This window comes from Paraburkholderia sp. J11-2, assembly GCF_905220185.1.
Taxonomy (GTDB): domain Bacteria; phylum Pseudomonadota; class Gammaproteobacteria; order Burkholderiales; family Burkholderiaceae; genus Paraburkholderia.
Genome location: NZ_CAJMYY010000009.1, coordinates 105,999 through 127,052 on the forward strand (window position 1 = coordinate 105,999; position 21,054 = coordinate 127,052).

Consider the following 21,054-nt stretch of genomic DNA (forward strand, 5'->3'; position numbering starts at 1 on the left):
CTTCGCCGGGACCCCGCCTTACGGGACCGCGCCGATATGCGGCTGCAGCGCCTTGAGCCAGCACGCCACCACCACCGCCCCGCCATCGGGTGTGCCGATCGCGCGCGCGCCCAGATAGCTCGCCCGGCCCGCGCGCGGCGTCATTCGCTCGGTGCCTTTCGCGCCCGTCTCCGCGGCGCTCACCGCCTGCGCCCACGCTTCGGCCACCGGGCACGCCGAATTCAGGGCGTTTTCCAGCGCATCGGCAGCGGGCACGAGTGCATCGAGCATCGTGCGGTCGCCCGGCTTCGCGCCGCCCAGTTCGCTGATCGCCTCGGCCGCGCCGCGCATGGCGGCGGCCCAATCCAGCGCACCGGGCTGTACTGTCTCGCCAAGCGTGCGCGAAGCGCGCAGTAGCGCTGTTGCATAGAACGGCCCGGAACTGCCCGCTATTGCGCGGCGCAATGCCGTGCTGAGCGCGGCGAGCGCGCTGCCCGGCGAACCAAGCGCGCCTTGCGGCACAGCGAGCACGGCCTGCGCGGCACGATGCATGCTCGCGCCCAGATCGCCGTCGCCGGCGCGGGAATCGAGGTCCGTGAACAGCGCTTCGTTCTCGATCAATGCGTGCGCAACGGCATCGAGCGCCGGTTTGAGACGCTGCGCCCATGCTTCGCTGGCGGCATCGGCGGGCGTTGCGCCCGACTCTGCGCGCGCTTGCGCTGCTGAAAACGCAGGCTCGATACGGATCAGCCGATTCACCGCGCCGACGCCGGGCCACGCGTGTGCTTCGGTGTCGGCGTCGAGCAATGCGAGTCTGGCGTCGTCGAGTCGCAGCACGGATATCGAACAGCCCGGCATATTGAGCGCCGAGAGAAACGTGCCGGTCCATGCGCGTTCGACCACCACATCACGTCGATTCAGGCTATCGAATGCATCGCGCATGATAATCGCCAGTTCCATCTCCGGGGTCGCGCCCAGCCCGTTCACGAGCAGCGCCACGCGCTCGCCGCTTTTCAACGCCAGGTCTTCGACGATGTTGGCGAGCAGCGTCTCCGTCAATTCGCCCGCTGTCATCGGCGTCGTGCGTTCCACGCCCTTCTCGCCGTGAATGCCCATGCCGAGTTCGATCTCGTCGTCGCCCAGCAGAAAGCCGGCTTGCTCCGCGCCGGGCAGCGTGCAGCCATCGAGCGCCACGCCCATCGTGCCGAGATTGGCGGCCGCGCTGCGGGCGATCGCGGCCACGAGTTCCAGCGCGTCGCCGCGCGCGGCCGCTGCGCCCGCGATCTTGTGCACTAGCACAGTCCCCGCAATGCCGCGCCGCTGATTGCGCTCCGTATGTCCGCGCAACGACACGTCGTCCGCCACGATGACGATTTCGACCGGAATGCCCTCGGCGCGCGCCAGTTCCGCCGCCAGACCGAAATTGAGCCGGTCGCCCGTGTAGTTCTTCACGACGAGCAGCGCGCCGTTCGGGCCAGCGCTCGCGCGGATCGCGGCGAGCACGGCGTCGGTCGAGGGCGATGTGAAGACTTCGCCGCACACCGCGGCGCTCAGCATGCCTTGCCCCACGTAGCCGCCATGCGCGGGCTCGTGGCCGCTACCGCCACCCGAGATCACCGCAACCTGGCGCGCAAGCGGGCCCGGCAGCGGATTGCGAACGAGGACGTTTTCGTCGCCAAGCACGGCGACATGCGGCGCAGTGCGCGCAATGCCTTCGAGCATCTCGCGCACCACAAACAACGGGTCGTTGACGAGCTTCTTCATGTGAGTCCCTCGAAAGAGTAACAGGGGCAGAAACAGCGCACCGCGCGATCCCTTCACGCCATGGGCGTATTGAAGCACGGGCGTCAAAACGCGCTCCGGATGTGTGCCCCGCCCGTCGTAAAAAATCCCGGCATGGCCCAGGCCGCCTAGGTAAAAACACCAATCAAAGCGGCACGTCGAACACCCGTTATTCAGGCAGTAGCGTCCGATCACGGACTTGCCCGTGCCGTCGCCGTCTGCATGCCTGGAACGCCATGGCCCCTCTGCCCGCCTCCCGCGCTGATGCCGGTGCCTTCACCCGTAACCTGCCCATTCCCGCCGAGCAACGCGGCGCAAGGGGCGATGTGCCGAATCGCGTTGCATAGCGATGAACGTAGCTGAACTATCCGCATCCATACCACAGGCCCCCTCCCGCGCGCCCGGCAAAGGCGTCGCCGCTGCGCTGGCCGTTGCGCTGATCGTATGCGTGGCAATTGGCGCGACGCTGAGCGCGAACCTTTCGCGTGGAACGGCCGACTCGCGGCTGCGTCAGGAACTGAACATCACGTCGGAACTCGAAGCCCTCCTCACGCTGCATATCGCGGCGAATACTGACTTCCTCAAAGGCGTGGGCACGGCGGGCTACACGTCGCGCGCATGGCCGATCAAGCGGGCCGCCGTGGTGGCCGGCATTTACGACCGGCTCGAGCACGACTTTGCCGGCGCGCCGCGCAATGCGCGCACGATCCGCCAGTTGCGCCAGTTGAGCGCCGTCTGGCCCGAGCAGCTCGACGCGGCCGCGCGCAATATCGCGCTCGCCGACGCGGGGGCAAAGCTCGAGCCCGCCCTGATGCAGCGCGCGAACGAAACGCTCAGCTCCATCATGTCGCTCCTCACCGAGCTGCGCTCCGGGCAACGCGAGCAAATCAGGGTGGTGCAGTTCGGCGCGCAGGCACAGCTCGCGCGGCAAAAAATCTCGCTGATCGGCACCGCGACAGCCGGCGCGCTGCTGCTGCTCTTCACGCTATTCACGAGCCACCGCGCTGCGCTTTCCCGCAGCGCAGCGAAAATCGTGGCGTTCGAATCCGAACGGCGGTTTCGTGAGTACTTCGAACAGCATCCGGTCGCGATGCTCATTTTCGACGTTCGCTCCTATACGATCCTCACCGCGAACGCCGCGGCCCAGCGTCAATACGGCGCGAGCCTGCAGCAGCTCAAGGGCATGTCGATCGAGCAGCTTCGTCCGCCTGCCGAAACCGAAGCGTTCCGCCGCGACCTGCACGGCTATGTCAATTCCGGCGCCCAAAGCGGCGCAGGCGGCGTGCGCCGGCATGTGCGCGTTGGCGGAGAAGTGATCCACGTCGATATCGCATGGCACATGCTGGACTATGCGGGCCACGATGCATGTTTCATCACGGCGCACGACGTCACGGCGCACGAGCAGGCGCGAGAGCATTTGCGCATTCGCAGCCGGGCGCTGGAGGCTTCGAGAAACGCCGTGATCATTTCGCAGGAGGTCGAGGGCGAGAGTATCGTCACCTACGCCAATGCTGCATTCGAGCGCATTACCGGCCGCGCAGTGGAGGAGGCGAAACGCGCCGAGCATTGGAGCATGCTCGATTGCGACGTATCGTCCCCCGATGCCGATACCATTCGGAGTGCCATGCAATCCGAGCGCGAAGCCGAAGGCCTGCTCAAGTGCTACAGGCCCGATGGTTCGCCCTACTGGATCGAGCTGCATGTCGCGCCCGTGCTCGACGAGCGCAACCGCCCCACCCATTGCGTAAGCGTGTTCAACGACGTTTCCGAGCGCATCCGCTATCAGGAGCAGTTGCGCCTGCAAGCCAACGAAGACTCGCTCACGCATCTGCCGAACCGGCTCGGCCTCAAGGCGCGTTTGCATGAGCTGGTCAGGACAGCGCTGCACGAGCAGCAGAAGTTTGCGCTGGTGTTCATCGACCTCGACAACTTCAAGGAGGTCAACGACTCGCTCGGCCATACCGCAGGCGACGAAGTGCTGTGCGAAGTGGCGCGCCGCCTGTCCGCCAATATTGCGCACGGCGAGATCGTCTCGCGATACGCAGGCGACGAGTTCGTCGCCGTGCTGTATGGGCGAGGCAACGCCGAGAACTTCGTCGCCGCCGCGTCGAGCATGCAGGAATCATTGACACATGGCCTGCTGATCGGCAACAAGGTCATCGTGCCCCTGGCCTGTGTCGGCCTCGCCGTGTTCCCCGATCATTCAAGCGACCCGGACTCCCTGCTCAAGTACGCCGACTCCGCCATGTATCGCGCCAAGTCGATGGGGCCCGGCAGCATGCAGGTGTTCGACATGACCATCGCCAGGCAGAACCTGGAGCGGGCGAGCCTCGCGCAGGCGTTGCGCCTCGCCGTGGCGTCGCGCGCGTTTGCCGTTGCATGGCAGGCGAGAGTCAACCCGACGTCGGGCGAAACGATGGGTTTCGAGGCGCTCGTTCGCTGGCACGATCCGGAGCGCGGTCAGGTCAGCCCCGCGTTGTTCATCCCGCTTGCCGAAGAGAATGGCCTGATCGTGCAGATCGGCGAGTTCGTTTTCGATGAGGCATGCCGGCAGGCCCAAGAGTGGGCGCGGCAGTACCCCGACATCGTTGTTTCGGTGAACGTATCGCCGGTCCAGTTCATGCGAGCGAACTTGCCCGCCATGATGGCGGAAACGCTCACGCGCACGGGCGTGAGCCCGCGCAATATCGAACTTGAGATTACGGAGGGCGTGCTCATGGCGCCCCGCTCGCTCGCCACGCTGCGCGCGCTTCGCGAGATGGGGCTCTCGGTCGCGATCGACGACTTCGGCTCGGGTTATTCCAGTCTTGGGTACATTCGCAGCTTCATGCCCGATCGCCTCAAGCTCGACATGTCGTTCGTGAGAGGCATTGGCCACTCGCGCGCGGACGAGGTCATCGTGAAAGCGGTGCTCACCCTCGGCCATACGCTCGGCATGCGTGTAGTGGCCGAGGGCGTGGAAACGCCGCGGCAACTGGAATTCCTGATCGAAAACGGCTGCAACGAGGCGCAGGGCTACTTGTTTTCACGCCCGGTCGATGCCGCGAGCGCGCAGACCTACCTGGAAGCGAGCCATGCGGCCAGCGTTCACCCGCGCTAACCTGCTCAGGTGGCTCACAGGGCCGCGCGCCATTTTCCATGGCAGCCTCGCAGTCGCCTTCATCATGGCGTCGCTGTGCGCGACGGTGCTCTACGAGAGCCGCCACGACGCCCTCGAGCGCGCCCGGGAGAACTCGCGCAACGTCGCGCTCGTCGCCGAACGCGACATCGAGCGCAATTTCGAGCTTTACGCGCTTTCGCTGCAGGCCGTGGTCGACGGCATCGGCCGGCCCGACGTCATGGCGTTGCCCGCGCACCTGCGCAGCCAGCTGCTGTTCGATCACGCCATTACCGCGGAATATCTGGGCTCGATACTGGTGCTCGACGAAGCGGGCAACGTCGTCATGAATTCGGCCACCGACACGCCGTCGAAGGCCAATTTCGCCGACCGCGACTACTTCACGGTTCAGCGCGAGAATCCCTATGCTGGCCTGTACGTGAGCGCGCCATACCGTTCGCGCCTGCGCAACGGCGCGCCAAGCATTGCGTTGAGCCGAAGACTGTCGCATCCCGACGGATCGTTCGCCGGCATCGTCATGATCGCGATAAACCTCGAGTATTTTCACCAGCTGTTCGCCGGGCTCTCGCTCGGCCCGCACGGGGCGATTTCGCTGATCGCGCAAGACGGCACCATGATCATGCGCCAGCCCTACGACCCGGCCGTGGTGGGGCGCAACATCCGCAACGCCAGTACGTTTCGCCACTTTGTGAGCGCGAAAGAAGGGAGTTTCTCGGACACGTCGTCGATCGACGGCACACGCCGCCTGTATTTTTTCCGCAATTTCCCGCGCCAGCCGCTCATCATCATGGTGGCGGAAGCCGAGCCCGATATCTACGCTGCGTGGCGGCGGCGTGCGCTGACCATCGGCACGCTCATGGGCACTTTCGCCATTGGCTTCGTCGCGCTTTCATTCGTGCTCGCCACGCAATTGCGGCGCAGAATGCTCGCCGAGTCCGAACTGCAGTTGCTCGCGCGCACGGACAGCCTCACGGGCCTGAACAATCGCCGCACGCTCGGAGAAATCCTCGAACAGGAGTGGTGGCGCGCAAAACGCGCGCGCAGCGTGTTCTCGCTGCTCTTCGTCGATATCGACCGGTTCAAGGACTATAACGACCAGTACGGTCACCAGGCCGGCGACGACGCACTCGCCGCCGTGGCACGCTGCATTGGCGAAAACATCCGCCGGCCCGCGGACACCGCCGCCCGTTACGGCGGCGAAGAGTTCATCGTCGTGTTGCCCGATACGCTGCTGGAAGGCGCCTGTGCGATCGCCGAGAAAATCCGCCATGCGATCAGCGAACTGGCCATCGAGCATGCGGGCAGCGAGTATGGTCGCGTCACGGCCAGCATTGGCTCGGCAAGCTGGTCGCCCGACCACGATGTCGATGTCACGCAGATCATCAAGGCGGCCGATCAGGCGCTGTACGACGCCAAGGCACGCGGCCGCAATCGCGTTGCCATGTGTGGTGCCTGAGTGCCGCGTGCGCCGTGCTCAAGCCGCGCGGCTAGGGGCTGGCAACCCCGCTGGCCGCGTCCGCATGCGCTGGGCGCGGCGCATCTTGCCCTCCCCCAAGCGCGACATAGAGCGAAGCGCCGTTTTGTAGCGCCGCCGCGCGTAGCTGAATCAATTGCTGTTGGGCTGCGAACAGGCTGCGCTTCGCATCGACCACTTCCAGGTAGATGGAAATGCCGTTCTGGTAGCGCAGTTCGGCGGCTTCTGCCAGGCGCGCCTCCGAGTCCACCGCGCGCGCTTGTGCCGCGATCTGCTCCTGCAAGCGCTGGCGCGCGATCAGCGCGTCGGAGACTTCCCGGAACGCTACCTGAACGGCCTTCTGGTAGTTCGCCACGAGTTCCGTTTGACGCGCTTCGGACAGCCGCACCTGCGCGCTGCGGCGGCCCGCGTCGAAGATCGGCAGCGAGACGAATCCGGATATGAGCCACGCCTGCTTGCCGGGCACGAACAAATCGCTCAACTCCGGAGACACATAGCCGAAATTGCCCGTGAGCGAAATACGCGGAAAGTAGTCGGCGCGAGCGGCGCCGATGTCGGCATCGGCGGCCCGCAACGACTGCTCGGCTGCGCGGATATCGGGGCGCAACGCGAGCAGCGCGGAAGGCAAGCCCGCATCGAGCGTGCCGAACTGGTCGGCGTCGGCCAGCGCATGGCGCTGCATCATGTCCACGGTGTCGGGCAGCGGGCCACCGATCAGGACCGCCAACTGATCGCGCTGCTGGCCCGTCGTTCTTTGCAGCTCGGCAAGCTGCGTCTGCGCCTGCGTGACGAGAATGCGCGCCTGCTGGTAATCCACGAGCGATGTCGCGCCCGCTTCGAGGCGCAGCCGCGCGACTTCGAGCGCATATTGACGCGTTTCGAGCGTGTGCTGCGCCAGGTCGATGCCCTCGTTGCCCGAGAGGATGGCGTAGTACGTCGCCGCCACGTTGCTGATGAGCGAAAGACGAAACGCTTCGTTGGCCTCCACCGTCGCCAGATAATTGCGGCGTGCGGACTCGCTCAGGTTCGCCACGCGCCCCCAGAAGTCGAGTTCGAACGACGTGACGGCCACCTGCACGCTGTACTGATTGAAGTGAATCGAGGTGTTGTTGTTGGGAAGCTCGGGCTCGATGGAGTTGAGCGGCGTTTTGGTGCGCGTGGCGTCGGCGCCCGCGGCCACTTGCGGAAACTGCGCGGAGCGCTGCACGCGGTAGAGCGCCTGCGCCTGCTCGATGCGCGCCACTGACGCCGCCAGATCGCGGTTATGCGCAAGCGCCGTGGCAATGAGCTGTTTGAGCGCCGGGTCGCGGAAAAACGTCTCCCAGTTCAATTCCGAAGCGAGACGCTCGCCGCCGGGCGCAGCGATATCCGCACTCTCGTAGGTGCTGGCCACCGGCGATTCAGGCTGCTGGTAGCGCGGGGCGAAATTGCACGAAGCGAGCACGAGGCACGCGGCGATCGCCATCCACCTGGCAGTCTTAAACATCGCTCGCTCCTGCGGGCCGCGCGTCTTCTTCGTCATCGCCTGGCGCGCGCTTGCGGCTCAGCCATCTGCGCGCCACCACATAGAACACGGGCGTAAAGAAGATGCCGAACAGCGTGGCCGTGAGCATGCTGCCCATGATCCCGGTGCCTACCGCCTGGCGGCCCGCCGCACCCGCGCCCGTGGCGACCACGAGCGGCAGCATGCCGAGCACGAAGGTCACGCTCGTCATCAGAATCGGGCGCAGGCGCTGGCGCGCGCCGTTCACCGCGGCACTCACGGTATCGCTGCCCGCAGCCTCTTCCTTGATGGCGAATTCCACGATCAGAATGGCGTTCTTGGCCGCGAGACCGATGATCGTCACGAGGCCGATGTTGAAGTAGACATCGGCGGAAAAGCCGCGCGCCATGGTAAGGAGAACCGCGCCCAGCACGCCCAGCGGAATGATGAGCAGCACGGCAACGGGAATCGCCCAGCTCTCGTAGAGCGCGGCGAGCAGCAAGAACACCACGACGAGGGAAAGCAGCAGCAGCGCGCCGATCTGCCCGGCCGCCTGCTGTTCCTCGAAGGCCGTGCCGGTCCATTCGTAGCTCAGGCTGCCGGAAAGCACGTGGTCCGCAATACGCTCCATCTCCGCGAGCGCCGCGCCGCTGGAGCGGCCAGGCGCCGCCTGCCCCGAGATCGTGGCCGAGGGAAATCCGTTATAGCGTTCGACCTGCTGTGGCCCAGCGGTCCAGTGCACGCTCGTGAACGCCGAAAACGGCACCATCTCCCCCACGTTGTTGCGCAAGCGCAGCGCGCCGATGTCCTCGGGCCGCATGCGCTGGTCGGCGTCGGCCTGCATGAGCACGCGCAGCACGTTCCCCTCGTAGACAAAATCGTTCACGTAGTTCGCGCCGAATGCGAGCGCGAGCGCGCTGTTCACCTGGCCGATCTGCAACCCCAGCGCGCGCGCCTTCACGCGATCGATATCGACATAGAGTTGCGGCGCGGGCGGCAAGCCGTCAGGCCGCACGCCCACCAGCAAGGGGCTGCGCGCGGCCTCGGCTAGCATGCGCGCGCTCGCCTGCTGCAATGCCGCGCCGCCTACGCCGCTGCGGTCCAGGATCTTCATCGTGAAGCCGCTCGCGTTGCCAAGCGAGGGAATGGCGGGCGGGTCGAGTGCGAAGACGAGCGCTTGAGGGATATTGCGGAATGCCGCGTTCGCACGCCCAACGAGCGCTCCTGCCGAATTCGCCGCACCGGGCCGGTCCGACCACGGCTTCAGATCGACGAACGACATGGCTGCCGACTGCCCCTGGCCGAAGAAGCTGAATCCCGTGACCGACGCGATATTGCGTACCTGAGGCTGCTGCCTGAGAAAGGCCTCGACCTGATCGACGACCTGTTGCGTGCGCTGCGCCGTGGCGCCGGGCGCCGCCGTATACGCGACGAAAATGTGCCCCTGGTCCTCGCCCGGTATGAAGCCGCGCGGCAACTGGGTAAAGAGGAACCCGGTCGCCCCGCAGACCACGACGAATACGAAGAGCCAGCGCACCGGCTTGCGCAGCATGGCCTCCACAGCCAGCACGTAGCGCTCGGTGGCCGTTTCCATGCCGCGGTTGAATGCGTCGAAAACGCGCTGCTGGATGCGCGCTGGCCAATGCCGGGCAGCGGGTTTGCCTGTACCGTCATCGGTCTTCGTCTTGCTGCCGAGCAGCGTCGCCGACATGGCCACGCCCAGCGTCAGCGCGAGCAAGGTGGACAGGAAGATCGAGACAGTGAGCGTGACCGAGAACTGGCGATAAATCGCGCCAGTGGAGCCCGGAAAGAACGCCATGGGAACGAACACCGCTATGAGCACGAGCGTACTCGCGATGGCGGCGCCCGCAATTTGCCCGATGGCCTTCACAGTCGCACGCCGCGCGCTGAGCCCCTCGTCCTGGATCACGCGCTCGACGCTTTCCACCACCACGATCGCGTCGTCATTGAGCACGCCGATCGCCACGACCATGGCGAACAATGAAAGCAGATTAATGGAGAGTCCGAACAAATAAATGCCGACGCAAGTGCCGACGAGCGCGATCGGCACGACCAGCGTGGGAATGAGCGTCGCGCGCCACTTCTGCAGGAACAGGAACACGATGACTGTCACGAGCAGCAGCGCTTCGACCATCGTGCGCAACACGCCGCTCAACGAGGTCGTGATGAACGGTGTGGTATCGAACGGCACGACCCATGTCACGCCCTTCGGGAAAGTCGGCTGCAGCTGCGTGAGACGCTGCCGCACGGCGTTCGCCACGGCCAGCGCGTTCGCACCGCTCGCGAGCTGGATGGCGATCCCGGCCGACTCCTTGCCGTTCACGCGAAAGCGAAAGCCATAGCTGTCGTTGCCCAGCTCCACGCGCGCCACGTCGCCCACGCGCACGGTCGACCCATCCGGGTTCGAGCGCACGATGATCTCGCGAAACTGCTCGGGCGTCGAAAAGCGGCCTCGCGTAACGATCTGCGCATTGAGTTCGGCGCCCGGCGCAAGCGGTTGGTCGCCGAGGCTCCCGCCCGCGGTCTGGCTGTTCTGCTCCTGGATGGCCGTCATCACTTCGTTGGCCGAAAGACCGAAGCTGCTCAGTTTTTCCGGATCGATCCATATCCGCATGGCATAGGAGGAACCGAACAGCTGCGCGTCGCCCACGCCGGGAATGCGGCGCAATTCGTTGACGATGTTATTGGCGGCGAAGTTGCCCAGTTCGACCGCCGGTATCGACGCATCGGCGGATTGCAGCGCAATGAGCATCAGAAAGCCCGACGACGCCTTCGTGACGGTCACCCCTACCTGCCTCACCTCCAGCGGCAAGCGCGGCTCCACGCGGCTCAAGCGGTCCTGGACCTGCGAGAGCGCGACGTCGAGATTCGTGCCGGGCCTGAGCGTGACGGTGATCTGCGCCGTGCCGTTCGAGCGGCTTTGCGACGACATGTAGAGGAAGTTCTCGACGCCGTTCATTTCGTCTTCGATGATCGACGTGACCGTGCGGTCCAGCGTTTGCGCGTCCGCGCCGCTGTATGCCGCCGATATCGTGAGCGAGGGGGGCGCGACGTCGGGGTACTGCTCGACGGGCAGCAGCATGAGCGCGAGGCCGCCAAAGAGCGCAATGAAGAGCGCAACCACCCACGCGAAGACCGGCCGGTAGACGAAGAATCGGTTCATGGCGCGCGCCGCTCAGGAGTGGCTCGGAGCGGCGAAGGGATGGGCGTCCACGCGCTGCCCCGGCTGCACCCTCTGCCAGCCGTCGACGATCACACGCTCGCCGGGCTCGAGCCCATCCTTCACGACCCATTGCCCCGCTTCCTGCGGCCCGAGAACGACATTGCGCCGCACGACGGTGCCATCGTCGGCCACGAGCGAGAGGCTCGCCCCGTTGTTGTCGAACTGCACGGCGCGCGCGGGGACAATCAGGCCGTTCGGTATTGTGCCGATCACGATGTGTCCGCGCACGAACTGCCCCGGCAACAAAATGCGCGACGCATTGTTGAAGCGCGCGCGCAGCACCTGCGTGCCGGTGGACGGATCGACGACGAGATCGGTAAAGTCGAGCACGCCCGGCTCGCTATAGTCGACGCCGTTCGAAAGCGTCAGCCGCACTTGCGCGCGGTCTGCGGCCGGCGCGGCGAGCGAGCCCGACGCGATCTGTTTGCGTACTTCCAGCAACGAGATATTCGACTGCGTGAACACGGCGTTCACGGGCGAGAGCTGATTGACCTGCGTGAGCAAGGTCGCGCCAGCCGCACTGACGAGCGCGCCTTCGGTCACGAGCGCGCGGCCGACACGGCCCGCAATGGGCGCGCGAACCGTGCATCGATCGAGGCGAAGCTGCGCGAGCGTCACGGCGGCGCGTGCGTCCGCAACATTCGCGTCGGCCTGCTGCAGTGCGGCCGTCGCGGCCTCGAATTCCTGGGCGCTCACCACCTGGCGCGCCACCAGCGGCTTGAAGCGCGCCACTTCCGAAGCCGCATTGCCCTGCACGGCCCGGGCCCGGTTGAGCGCCGCCTGGGCCTGCTGCAATGCAGCCTGGTAGTCGCGTGAATCGATGAGAAAGAGCGGCGCGCCAGCGCGCACGTCGGTGCCTTCCTCGAACAGACGCCGCTCGACTATGCCGTCTACGCGCGCCCGCACCTCCGCCGAGCGGATCGCTTCGATGCGCCCAGGCAATTCGATCACGCGCGGAATGGATTGCGCCGCAACCGTTTCGACCAGCACGCTCGGCGGCGGCGCAGCGCCGCCCTGAGCCTGGCGGTCGCGACATCCGAAGCCCGCCAGCAGCAACGCTGCCGCAACGACGATCAACAACGGTCGATAGCGTTTGAGTTCGCAGTTTGACACGCGAGGCTCCACCGAAAAATAGAGTCGGTACACGCGCGCCCGAACGGCTCGTTGCGCATGTTTTCGAACGGCTCACTGCGATGTTCTCTCAAACTGCGATTTGCGGCCCCCGATGTGTGCAGTCCGCAAGCGCGGACGCGTGGGAAAAGCACACCGCATTTCGATCGTTATCTAACAGATAACGCTTTCATGCATTCACAGGATTTACGCAAAACGGCCACAAAATCAACCATTCGCAAATTTCTTGAAGTCGGAATTCCGTTTACTACTATGGATAGACGCTTCACACCCTTATTCACACCGCTGGATTTCTCCGTATTCCAGCCATTGCCCATACGCTTTTAAGGGCACGTTCGTACAGTCGGACATCACGGCTTTCAGGTTGTTCTATAACCGAATAAGCCATACGTCATGGCGACGTCAATCATCTTCTTGCCTCAGGAGATCGAATCATGAAAAGCCAACTCGTCCTCTCAGTCATCGCTGCGCTCGTCGTCGGTGTCTCCTCGTCAGCAATTGCACAAGGCTCCGGCGGCGATCAAAGCCAGGGGACAGGCCGCCAGCAGGTCATGCCGACCATGCCACATCGCGACTGGCACGAGGGCGATCAGGTCCCCTCGAAATACCGGCATTACAACTATCAGATGAAGGACTGGAAATCGCATAACCTGGACGCACCGAAGCGCGGGCAGCAGTGGCTCGGCGTGAACGGCGACTACGTGCTGGTGTCGAGAAGCAACTGGAAGATCGCGAAGATCGTTCCGGGTACTGAATAAGCGGGATCACACAACGGGCTACGTGTGCGTAGCCCGCGCGATTGCTGCCTGATTCATGCCGGGGCGGTTGCCGTGCCGGCCGCCCCGCTTAATCGACGAGCCGCGAGCGAAGGCGCTTGTACTCGTCGTCTGAAATCGACCCTGTCGTTCTGAGCTTGTCCAGCTTCTCGATTTCGTCTGCGACACTGTAGCCCACAATGTGGCGCAGTTCTTCGCGTGCCTTCTGCGCCCGCTCCTGGTTGCGATGCGCCATGTCCCTGCCTTGCGTGAGCACATAGGCGAATATGCCGATATACGGCAAAACAATCAGAAATATCACCCAGACGATCTTCATGAATCCCGATATATCGGTTCGGCGAAACAGGTCGCTCGTGATCGTGATGAACAACCAGAACCACAGAATGAACATGAATATCGAAAACGCATCGATAATGAAGTTCGAAAACGTAAAGCCATTTGCGAAGATCATGAATCGCCTCCGTCGGTTTTGCGTGTGGAAAACGGTAACTGTGCGCTGACACGAGCATCGAAGGCTACACCGAGCGCGCGAAACGTGATGCACGGACGTGACGCGCCAGCCAGCTTCGCTTTCATCAGGTCAGACAAGGCTGCGCCTGCGCTCCCGGCCGGCTAACGGCACCAAACCCATGGAAATGAGATCCAGCCCGAGGAACAGTCCGAGCAAGGGCAACGGCACGCTCGGGAAATTCGCGGCCAGAAAAATGGCGAGCAGGAAAGACAGCGCCGCGCTGACAATGCCGATATTGTTGAGCTTCACGTCTTGCCCGACCGACGCAATGATCTTGAAGAAGCCGTCGAGCACGAAGAAGATCATCAGCATCACGGTAAGACCGCGCGCCCGCGCGCTGTCGTTGACCAGAATGAGAATGCCGATGAGAACGGGCACGATGACTGGCGGAATGCGCCTGATGGCGAGCTTCCAGTCTTTCGTCGTGAAGAGATTCAAGGCATGCACGAAGCCGCAGAACAGCAGCATCCTTGCGATGAAAAGCGTTCCGATCATTGACCTTGTCGTGAGCGACAAGACGATGCAGATAATTCCCGCCGCGACGAGAAGGGTTGAACTGGCAATTGGAAAAATAGCACGCTTTGGCATATTCGAATGTAACTGCGTCAATACGGTTACATAGCTCGGCATTCTGACTTGCGCGTATTCTTGCCGAATTATAGGCTTAAGCGAAATTAAGCGTTCTACGATCAGCCGTGGAAGTATAGTGCTTGAGTCCGCAAATACAAGGGCGCGATTGCACTGTGAACCTCGAACGCAGCCACACCTTCTCGTTCAGCCCCGACGGCCAGCAGTTCCTGCTCGACGGCGAGCCCTTCCAGATTCGCAGCGGCGAGATGCATCCCGCGCGCATTCCACGCGAGTACTGGCTGCATCGTATCCGCATGGCCAAAGCGATGGGCATGAACTGCATCGCGTTGTACATCATGTGGAATTACCACGAGCCGCGCAAAGGCGTGTTCGACTTCGAGAGCGGCAACCGCGATATCGAAGCGTTCATCCGTCTGTGTCAGGAAGAAGCGCTCTGGGTGCTGTTGCGGCCAGGGCCGTATGTTTGCGCCGAGTGGGACCTGGGAGGCCTGCCCTCTTATCTGCTGAGCGACCCGGACATTCAACTGCGCACCGACTCGGCCACCGACGCGCGTTACATGGCGGCGGTTGCGCGCTACATCGGCGAGCTGGTTCCGCGTATCAAGCCGTTGATGCTCGAAGCAGGCGGGCCGATCCTCATGATCCAGATCGAGAATGAGTTCGGATCGTACGCCAGCAATCCCGCATATCTGGAAGAACTCAGGCAGCTTTGGCTACGAGGCGGCATAACAGGGCCGTTCTATACCGAAGACGGCCTTGCGCAACTCGAACGCAATCGCAGCACCGTGAAAGGCGGTGCGATTGCGTTGAGCAACGGCAACGCGCAGCAAATCGCAACGGTGCGCCGCGCCTTTCCCGCGGTGCCCGCGATGGCGGGCGAGGTCTACCCCGGCTGGCTCACGCATTGGGGCGAGCCGGTATTCGCTGGGCTCGATTACGACCTTTCCGCCGTCTTGACGGAATTCATGCGCTCGCAATTGTCGTTCAACCTCTATGTCATTCATGGCGGCACGAGCTTTGCCTTTTCTGCCGGCGCGAACGTGGACGAGTCAGGCAACTATCAACCCGACATCACGAGCTACGACTATGGCGCGCCGATCAATGAACAAGGAGCGGCCACGGCGAAATACGTGAAGTACCGCGACATCATTGCGAGCTACCTGAGCGAGCCTTTGCCGGACATTCCCGATGCCATCGCCACACTATCGGGCCTCGCGCTCGCGCCAACCCTCTACGCTTCGGTCTGGGACAATCTGCCGTTGCCCCTCACACGCGAGTCAAGCGCCGATCCGCATTCCTTCGAACACTACGGCCTGACATCGGGCTTCATGCTGTATCGCAGAACGTTGCCCGCGCAACCCGCCAGCGCGCTGGATATCAGCGGCGTTCATGACTATGCGGCGGTTTTCGTCGGCGAGCATTACGTGGGTGGCGTCTCGCGCGCACAGATTCCGCACGGCTATGCACAAGCGTTGCGCGTGACGCATCGCGCGCCGCTCGCGCTGCCCGCCACCTCGACTGCCGCGCCGAGTGCGCTGGAAATCCTCGTAGAGGGCATGGGGCGCGTCAATTTCGGGCCTGCGATTGTCGACCGCAAAGGCCTGCTGGAGCCCGTGAAGCTGCAATACGCCGACGGGTCCATCTCGTCGCTCAAGGACTGGGAAGCCTTTTTGCTGCCGATGGATGAAGCGTTCATCGCCGGGTTGAAGGAGCGCTGCACGAATCCGCTGAAACCCGGGCTCTTTTTCAAGGCGCGTCTGGACTTGAATGAGGTCGGCGACACATGGCTCGATATGAGCCATTGGACCAAAGGCGTGGTGTGGGTCAACGGGCACAATCTCGGGCGCTACTGGAGTATCGGCCCGCAACAGCGCTTGTATTGCCCCGCTCCGTGGCTCGCGCAGGGCGGGAACGACGTGCTGATCTTCGACCAGCACCAGACCGAGGCGAAGCCGGTGCACCTGGTCAATTCGTTGTACTAGCAACCATATGCCGGCAGCAGTTCCAGCGTGAGCACTTCGAATGGGGCGAGCGATATTTCAAGCGGTGCGTCGGCGTCCAGTACCGCCGGAATGCTGGCCACATTCGCACGCCAGACACTGCGCGCGTGAAACCGCCCCGCTGCCGCTATCGGCAGTTCCAGTTGATGCCGCAGCGTCAGTACAAAGCGCTGCGCCTCGTCGTGCGGATTGCGCAGCGTCACAATCGCCTTGTGCGGCGCCCACGCCGCCCAGCCGTAGATGGCCGCTTCGTCGGGCGCGCCGCCAATCCAATGACTGTCGAGCAAAACGTCGCCGTTCGCTCGCGCCCATCGGGCAGCTTGCGCGAGTGCGTTCCAGTCGTCTTCGCCCAGCAGCGAAGGCGTGACGTATAGCTCCTGCAATTGTGTTCCGCTTGCGAAGAACGACCAGACTTCGTGAGCGAATGCGCCCCCTTCCGGCGTATTCAGACGCGGATTGCACTGTGCAAGGACGATACCGTGCAGCATGAGCGAATTGAGTGGAAAGAACGGGCTGCGCTGCACGACGTTGTGATAAGTCTGCGCATCGCGGTAGGTAATCCAGCGTTCGCGGTTCGTGCCGCTGCCCGCTTGACCGTCGTCGTTGCCACCGCGCCAGATTGCATCGACGTGGCGCAGCCAGAACGGCGATGCGTGCGTGCCGGTCGAGAGATTGATAAAGGTTTCGGGTTTGGCCGCGCGAATGTCGCCGATGAGCTGGATCGCCGCGTCCCAGTCACTATCGAAAAGGCTGCCAGGAAACACACTGTCTGCGTTGCCCGTCCCGTCGAACTTGAACTGGTTCACGCCGTCTCTCGCAAGCAGGTTCATCACGACTTCGTGAAAACGCGCGTAATACCGCGGCCCCGATAACGCAAAGCCGTTGTCGATGACTTCATAACCGGCGGCACGGCCCCGCATGACCCGCTGCTCCTTTGGCGCGCAATATCCCCCCCAGGGAGACAGCCATACGCCCGGCGCGGCGCCAAATCGTGCTGCGGCGTCGCGCAGCGGCACGAAGCCCTGCGGAAATGCGCGGCTGAAATGCCAGCCGCCGCCAAGGTCGTCCCAGCCATCGTCGAAAAGAAACGAGTCGATCTGTACGCCGCGTACGCCATGCAATTCGCGGCCGATCGTTTCGATACGCTCCAGCGCCTGCTCCTGCGTATAAGGTGTGAGGTACCCGATATCCCACCAGCTGTTGTAGTGCAGAAACGGGCGATAGGGGCGGGCGCGCTCCTGTTCGAGGTATGCGGCGAAATCGCGACGTAATTGACCTTCGCGAGCCACGCCGGCCACTGCGGAGTAAGTCAGCGTCCGGTGCTTTTCGAGCGGCAGCGCGCGTTGCAGCGTAAAGCTCACGCTTGCCCCTTCCACGTGGCTGGTTGCAAGCGGCAGCTCGAAGCCCAGATAGAAGCTGCCCGCCACGACCGGCGTGCCCTTGCGTTCGCTGCCAGCCTGTGCGCCCGCGACCCGAGTCTGCAGCAGCGAAACCACGGCGATGGCTTCGTCCTGGCGCCGTGCGCTCAGGTCCAGCGTCATACGCAAATATCGCGCGCCGTCACGCTGCTCCACGCTCCATTGCGCACGCAGGCGTCCTTGGGCGTCTTCCAGCGCAACACTTACGCGGCGGCCCGCCAGGCGCTCGGCCAATCGCGAAGCTCGAGGGTTGGCGGCGAGCGCCTGTTCCCGTACCGGCGCAACGACGCGCATGTCGCTCGGGCCGAGAGTGGCGCCGTCCGCGAGGGTCAACGCAAAGGGCGCGACGATCGGCAACGCGCGTTCCCCTGCGCAATCGACGACTGAGAAGCGGGTGAGGTGTTCATCTGCGAGTGCCCAGTGCAATGCGATGACATCGTTCCCGAACGAACAGGCGTCGCCCTGCTTCCGGAATTCGGGCATGCAGGCTTGCGTAGAGGGTCGATCGTCGGCACGCATCGGGCAACCTGTCGTGGGCGCAAACAGTTCTCATAGGGTAATGGCAACCGGCACGCGCATTCAACCCGCACCGCGCACATGCGTGTAATGACCCTAAAGCGGCATACCCAAACGAATGCCGACTCCGCGCCCCAAAATATTCTTATGAGAACCTTAAGGGAGCGCGCTTTCCCGTTGCTTTACCACCGGTTACACGATTGACAATTCCGCGCATTCCTTCCGTAAGCTCAGCGACTAGAATCCGCTTCCATTGCAACCGCGTCCGTTCAATGGAATAGAGATCATCATGAATCGCCTGACGTTTTATCTACTCGCAGGGCTCGCAGGGACGTGTGTCAGCAGCGCGGCATCCGCCCATGCCGATATCGGTGTCTATCTCGGCGTTCCCGGTCCGGTTTATGCCGCGCCCGAGCCGGTGTACGAGGCGCCGCCGCCCGTCGTTTATGCAGCGCCCCCCGCAACGGTCTACGAAGCGGCCCCGGCTTACGGCTACTACCGCTACGACCACGACGAGGACGAGCGCCACTGGCATGACCATGGGCGCCATCGCGGCTGGGGACATCATCACGGCGACGACGACGATTGACCGGCAAGCGCTTCCCAGATAGTTGCGCGCGCAACCTGATGCGCGCGCCCGCCCCCGTACTCGCGCCACTCGCGCGATAGCAGTTCTCGCTGGCTAGCCGCTTCTAGTTGTCTAGCCAATAACTGCTTACAACGCTCTCCGCCCCCCCCGAAGCCTCCCTTCCAACTTGTAACGCTTATATGTCAAAGCGATTACACCTCCCGCCAGCAAAAACCCTACTTGCCTCAATATGTGAGATTCCTTATCTTGTCTATACAACATGGCTGACGTGATGGCCCGCTGTTGACCAAGCCGCCATCCGTCAAGGCGGCGTTGAAAGACATATTGGAGACTCCACGTCAATGAAGAAGTTTGCCCTGTGCATGGCGATGCTCGCCGTCGCAACCTCCGTCTGTGCGAAGGACTGGACCACCGTCCGCTTCGGCGTGGATGCAAGCTATCCCCCGTTCGAATCGAAAAGCACGGACGGCAAGCTCGTCGGCTTCGACATCGACGTCGGCAATGAAATCTGCAAGCGCATCAACGCGAAGTGCGTTTGGGTGGAAAGCGAATTCGACGGCATGATTCCGGCGCTCAAGGCGAAGAAGTTCGACGCCGTGCTCTCTTCGATGTCGAAGACGCCGCAGCGTGAAGCGCAAATCGCGTTCTCGTCGAAGGTCTTCCACACGCCCAGCCGTCTCGTCGCGAAGAAAGGCTCGACCCTGCAGCCCACGGCCGATTCGTTGAAGGGCAAGACGGTTGGCGTCGAGCAGGGAACGACTCAGGAAACCTATGCCAAAGCGAATTGGGCGCCCAACGGCGTGAAGATCGTGCCTTACCAGGATCAGGACCAGGTCTACGCGGACCTGCTCTCCGGCCGCCTCGACGCTGCGCTGCAAGACGCGGTGCAGGCCGACCTGAGCTTCCTGAAGACCCCGCGCGGCGCAGGTTACGCGTTCACGAGCGGCGAGCTGAGCGATCCGGGCGGCATCCTCGGCAACGGCGCCGCTATCGGCCTGCGCAAGGACGACACCGACCTGAAGGTCAAGATCGACAAAGCGCTCGCAGACATGATCCAGGACGGCACGTACAAGAAGATCGAATCGCGATACTTCGCATTCGACGTGTACGGTTCGTAAGCCCAGGCACGCTACACACGACGAAGGCGCGGGACATTCCCGCGCCTTTTGCCCTGTTTCAGCCGCTGGACGTTCACCTCGCGCTCACGCCATCATGCAAACGCAAACCCATCCGCTCATTTCGCCGGCGCTCGGCACCGCGCGGCACCTCACGAGCTTCCACTACGGTCCAACCGGCGCACAGAAGATCTACATCCAGTCTTCGCTGCATGCCGACGAACTGCCCGGCATGCTGGTCGCCTGGGCGCTGCGCAAACGCGTGGCCATGCTCGAAGCCGCAGGAAAACTGCGCGGCGAGGTCGTCGTGGTGCCCGTGCCGAATCCGATTGGCCTCAATCAGCGCCTGCTCGGCCAACTGCTTGGCCGCTTCGAAAGCGGCACCGCCGCCAATTTCAACCGCCATTTCCACGATCTCGCCGAACTCGTGCTTCCGCGTGTCGGCCCTCGACTCACCGGCGACGCGCAGCAGAATCTGCTCACCGTGCGCGCGGCGATGCGAGAAGCGCTTGACGAACAGGCGCCGACCACCGAACTCGGCTCGCAGCGTCTCGCGCTCCAGCGCCTTTCATACGACGCCGATGTCGTGCTCGACCTGCATTGCGACTTCGAAGGCGCGATGCATCTCTATACGAACCCCGACCTGTGGGCCGATGTGGAACCGCTCGCTCGCTATCTCGACGCGAAAGCATCGCTCTTCGCGCTCAATTCGAACGGCAATCCCTTCGATGAGATTCACAGCTTCTGCTGGTCCGCGCTGCGCGAGCGCTATGGCGAGCGATGCCCCATTCCCAACGGCGCGGTTTCCGTGACGATCGAGCTGCGCGGCCAGGCGGATGTGAGCTACGACTTCGCCGAGCGCGATGCGAACGCCATCATCGACTACCTCATGCATCGCGGCGTGATCGAGGGCACACCTGCGCCACTGCCCCGGCTCGAATACGCGCCTACGCCGCTGGCGGGCGCCGAATCGCTCATCGCGCCGGCCTCCGGCGTGCTCGTGTTCCGCACACCGGTTGGCGTCAAGGTCGAACCTGGCCAGCCGATAGCCGATGTGGTGGATCCGCTGACCGATCGCGTCGTCACGATCGCGAGTTCCGTGACCGGCATGCTGTACGCACGTCAACGCACACGCTTCGCCACGGCAGGGATGGAAGTGGCGTGGGTAGCAGGCGCCACGCCGCTGCGCAGCGGGTCGCTGCTGCCCGATTAACTTATGTGGGGTCACAGTTCGCCAGCAATGAATCTGTGACGAGGCGTAACAGCGCGGGAACAACACGCCTGCAGGCATATCGCAAAGGACATTGCCTGCCTTTGCGGCGCAGTG

At 63.6% G+C, this 21,054-nt stretch carries 14 protein-coding genes; 7 read left to right on the forward strand and 7 right to left on the reverse strand.

Translation table 11 applies throughout. The features are described 5' to 3' along the window. Positions 1-18: 18 nt before the first annotated feature. Positions 19-1,743 carry a dihydroxyacetone kinase family protein gene (locus U5A57_RS14715; protein ID WP_321911962.1) on the reverse strand — a complete coding sequence of 575 codons (1,725 nt, stop codon included), beginning with the start codon at positions 1,741-1,743 and terminating at the stop codon, positions 19-21. Between the two features lie 367 nt (positions 1,744-2,110). On the opposite strand from U5A57_RS14715, the gene U5A57_RS14720 reads away from it, so the two are divergent. Continuing rightward, positions 2,111-4,861, forward strand: a complete 2,751-nt coding sequence (locus U5A57_RS14720) for a putative bifunctional diguanylate cyclase/phosphodiesterase (RefSeq protein WP_321911964.1) — start codon at positions 2,111-2,113, stop codon at positions 4,859-4,861. After that, on the forward strand, positions 4,836-6,335 hold the full coding sequence (locus tag U5A57_RS14725) for a diguanylate cyclase (RefSeq protein WP_321911966.1): 1,500 nt from the start codon (positions 4,836-4,838) through the stop codon (positions 6,333-6,335). Before U5A57_RS14720 ends, U5A57_RS14725 begins: the two co-directional genes overlap by 26 nt. A gap of 31 nt (positions 6,336-6,366) precedes the next feature. On the opposite strand, the gene U5A57_RS14730 is transcribed toward U5A57_RS14725, so the two are convergent. Genes U5A57_RS14730 through U5A57_RS14740 form a run of 3 tightly spaced genes read right to left on the reverse strand, consistent with a single transcriptional unit; the run spans position 6,367 to position 12,193 of the window. Next, positions 6,367-7,839, reverse strand: a complete 1,473-nt coding sequence (locus tag U5A57_RS14730; protein ID WP_321911968.1) for an efflux transporter outer membrane subunit — start codon at positions 7,837-7,839, stop codon at positions 6,367-6,369. Then, complete coding sequence (locus U5A57_RS14735) at positions 7,832-11,020, reverse strand: multidrug efflux RND transporter permease subunit (RefSeq protein ID WP_321911970.1); 3,189 nt, start codon at positions 11,018-11,020, stop codon at positions 7,832-7,834. The genes U5A57_RS14730 and U5A57_RS14735 overlap by 8 nt, the downstream gene beginning before the upstream one ends. 12 nt (positions 11,021-11,032) lie before the next feature. Beyond that, complete coding sequence (locus U5A57_RS14740; RefSeq protein ID WP_321911972.1) at positions 11,033-12,193, reverse strand: efflux RND transporter periplasmic adaptor subunit; 1,161 nt, start codon at positions 12,191-12,193, stop codon at positions 11,033-11,035. Positions 12,194-12,645: 452 nt separating this feature from the next. Between U5A57_RS14740 and U5A57_RS14745 the strand changes: the two genes are divergently transcribed. Beyond that, entirely contained in the window at positions 12,646-12,969 is a 324-nt protein-coding gene (locus tag U5A57_RS14745; RefSeq protein WP_321911974.1) for an RcnB family protein, read from the forward strand. Positions 12,970-13,057: 88 nt separating this feature from the next. Here U5A57_RS14745 and U5A57_RS14750 read toward each other — a convergent pair whose 3' ends face one another. Beyond that, the gene (locus U5A57_RS14750; protein WP_158762316.1) at positions 13,058-13,438 is read right to left on the reverse strand and encodes a PLDc N-terminal domain-containing protein; all 381 of its coding nucleotides are present in this window, start codon (positions 13,436-13,438) and stop codon (positions 13,058-13,060) included. Between the two features lie 129 nt (positions 13,439-13,567). Next, positions 13,568-14,128, reverse strand: a complete 561-nt coding sequence (locus U5A57_RS14755) for a DUF308 domain-containing protein (protein WP_321911977.1) — start codon at positions 14,126-14,128, stop codon at positions 13,568-13,570. A gap of 113 nt (positions 14,129-14,241) precedes the next feature. Here U5A57_RS14755 and U5A57_RS14760 point away from each other — a divergent pair, with 113 nt between their 5' ends. Beyond that, positions 14,242-16,071 carry a beta-galactosidase gene (locus U5A57_RS14760; protein WP_321911979.1) on the forward strand — a complete coding sequence of 610 codons (1,830 nt, stop codon included), beginning with the start codon at positions 14,242-14,244 and terminating at the stop codon, positions 16,069-16,071. Here U5A57_RS14760 and U5A57_RS14765 read toward each other — a convergent pair. Beyond that, positions 16,068-17,990 (reverse strand): enterotoxin, encoded by a 1,923-nt coding sequence (locus U5A57_RS14765; RefSeq protein ID WP_321911981.1) that lies wholly within the window; start codon positions 17,988-17,990, stop codon positions 16,068-16,070. The genes U5A57_RS14760 and U5A57_RS14765 overlap by 4 nt on opposite strands. A 322-nt stretch (positions 17,991-18,312) precedes the next feature. Between U5A57_RS14765 and U5A57_RS14770 the strand changes: the two genes are divergently transcribed. From U5A57_RS14770 to U5A57_RS14780, 3 genes are all read left to right on the forward strand, one after another. After that, a complete protein-coding gene (locus U5A57_RS14770) occupies positions 18,313-18,612 on the forward strand; it encodes a hypothetical protein (protein ID WP_321911983.1) in 300 nt (99 codons plus the stop codon). Positions 18,613-18,953: 341 nt separating this feature from the next. Then, complete coding sequence (locus U5A57_RS14775; RefSeq protein WP_321911985.1) at positions 18,954-19,730, forward strand: ABC transporter substrate-binding protein; 777 nt, start codon at positions 18,954-18,956, stop codon at positions 19,728-19,730. A 94-nt stretch (positions 19,731-19,824) separates the two neighbouring features. Next, complete coding sequence (locus U5A57_RS14780) at positions 19,825-20,940, forward strand: succinylglutamate desuccinylase/aspartoacylase family protein (protein WP_321911988.1); 1,116 nt, start codon at positions 19,825-19,827, stop codon at positions 20,938-20,940. Positions 20,941-21,054 lie beyond the last annotated feature (114 nt).